Origin of the sequence: Mesorhizobium sp. M7A.F.Ca.CA.001.10.2.1, from assembly GCF_003998575.1 — a bacterium.
GTDB lineage: Bacteria > Pseudomonadota > Alphaproteobacteria > Rhizobiales > Rhizobiaceae > Mesorhizobium.
Genome location: NZ_RZQY01000875.1, coordinates 1 through 1,999, shown reverse-complemented (window position 1 = coordinate 1,999; position 1,999 = coordinate 1). Strand labels below are relative to the sequence as shown.

Genomic DNA, 1,999 nt, shown 5'->3' with positions numbered 1-1,999 from the left:
GACATTCTCGATCTCTGAAACCGGTAGGACGGCGACGCCGAGCCGTGCCAGATTCGCAATTTCTGGCCCTGAATAGTCATCGGCGTCTACGATCCCGGAACAGGTCACTCGTGTAAGGTCCGCGTTAGCGCGCATTGTTACAACTGAATGAATTACTTCTTCGCATGAACCGCGCGGGATGACTGTCCACTCGGGATAGCAGCAGCGATATATGACGGTGTCGAGACTTGTGCTGCCGCCTTCGACGAAGAGAATCGGGCGACGGCTCCCAAGGATGAGCGTCGCAATCTGCTCATCGAAACCGGTTTCTTCTGGCACCGGTTCGATCACCCAACCGGTCTTGGGATTGTAGTCCCGGATCACAATCTTTTGGGCAACCCGTGACGCGGCAAATTCGAGGTCATGTGTAATGAAGATGAAGGCACAATCGGGGCGTGCAGCCTCCATCTCGTCCCATAGTTTGGCCATGATAGATCGATGAACGTGCAGCTCCGGCTCGTCAAAGATAAGGAGCGTGTCGGGATCGGCGGCGAGAACTTGACCAATCATGTAGAACACTGACCGCTCGCCATCGCTCATGTCCTTGGCGTTATATTCCGTCTGCGATCCTGTGATTTGAACACGGATGTCGTCGCCGGAGATAACAAGCCTGCGGTGAGGCAGTAGCCGCTGCCAGATGCCGGCCAACAGCTCAAACTTGGTCGGCTCTGCCGCACCTGCATCGCCGGCCCTGACTCTCTGGTGGGTCTGCAGCGTCTTGTTGGTCTGATCGGCAAAGAGGGCCTGCAGTAGCACGTCGAAATCATTGAGGAGTCCAGTCGCCATGTCGCCTCGCCAGCGGCTTCCAACACGATGCCCAAGGTTCGCATCCGTACGGGAATTTCCTGTTCGAAGGCCCAATTTCGCATTCCGCTCGGTGATCTTGGCTACAGCGGGATTTAGCGTCAGCGCCCTGTGCGCGGAAATACGGTGCGCCCGGAGTTGGAGCTGATTCTCTATCTCCACGGCGAGGCGCGTCTTGCCTCCACCGTTTGAGCCGACAAATATCAGGGAAGTGCCTGGCAGCATGGCGAAGGGAATTGAGCTGGTAGGACTTGGGATCGTGAAATTAAAAGGCATTGGTGATCAATCTCTTGATTATTTGACCCACCGTACAAGACGAAAGGACGCCGCGCCAAGTGATCAAGCCCAATGGACGCTTTGTGGCCCTCAGCCTTCATCCCGCCAGACAACTCGCCGTACCATCCTGATTTCTGCAAGCCGCGTAACCCTGATGCCCTGCCTTTCTCGGGCCGATGGATTTTGTGTTTCGGCATCCATGTACTCATTCTTGCCGCACCGCTTGCAACTCATTTTGCCTCCCACCAATTCCGCTTCAATGTCCCCGAAGATTTCCTTCAGATCACTCGGCAGATACCATCGTTTGACGTTGCACAGACCGCACCGGACCAGCACAAGCTGCCCAATCTCGTGGGCATTGCCAAGCTTCCATTCGCCGCCGCGCCTTCGTCTTCCACCAGTGTCAGCCATAGCCCCAAAATAGGAACTCATTCCTCGCTTGGTCAATCCGCTCTTGACATTTATGTTCTCTTTTTGTTCACTAACGATCGAGACATTAGGAGACGCTCACATGGACCACATTGTGACGCTGGACAGCCGACAAGAAGCCGCCCTTCAAGCCGTCGCCGACAAGTTCGTTGCCGTTCACAGGGGCGACGTGATGAAGGCGCTCAAGGAAATGATGGTCCTCAACGGTCGCCTTCAGGACCAGCTTGACGCGCGCTCTATGCCGCGCCGCGCAAGCCGCAAGGAGGGGAACGCAATGGCCCACACGATGCGCGTAGAGGCAGTAGCCCACAGCGGGAACTCGTCTAAAGCGAACTGATCTGGCAGCCAACTCAGGGCGCGGATGGAGAGGCGGGAAATTTGAGAGAACGGCCCCAGCAAACGTGCTATGAATGGATCTAGGCAGAAAGAGACCGAGGCACCTGCTATGTCT

Annotated in this window: 3 protein-coding genes; 1 reads left to right on the top strand and 2 read right to left on the bottom strand. The window is 56.1% G+C overall.

The window, feature by feature from the left end:
• A partial coding sequence (locus tag EN964_RS32920) for an AAA family ATPase (RefSeq protein ID WP_245490718.1) occupies positions 1–1,068 on the bottom strand: 1,068 nt, incomplete at its 3' end.
• Between the two features lie 141 nt (positions 1,069–1,209).
• The gene (locus tag EN964_RS38215) at positions 1,210–1,551 is read right to left on the bottom strand and encodes a hypothetical protein (protein ID WP_236383438.1); all 342 of its coding nucleotides are present in this window, start codon (positions 1,549–1,551) and stop codon (positions 1,210–1,212) included.
• Positions 1,552–1,630: 79 nt separating this feature from the next.
• On the opposite strand from EN964_RS38215, the gene EN964_RS37950 reads away from it, so the two are divergent.
• Positions 1,631–1,885 (top strand): hypothetical protein, encoded by a 255-nt coding sequence (locus EN964_RS37950; protein ID WP_164749064.1) that lies wholly within the window; start codon positions 1,631–1,633, stop codon positions 1,883–1,885.
• The last annotated feature ends 114 nt before the right edge of the window (positions 1,886–1,999 follow it).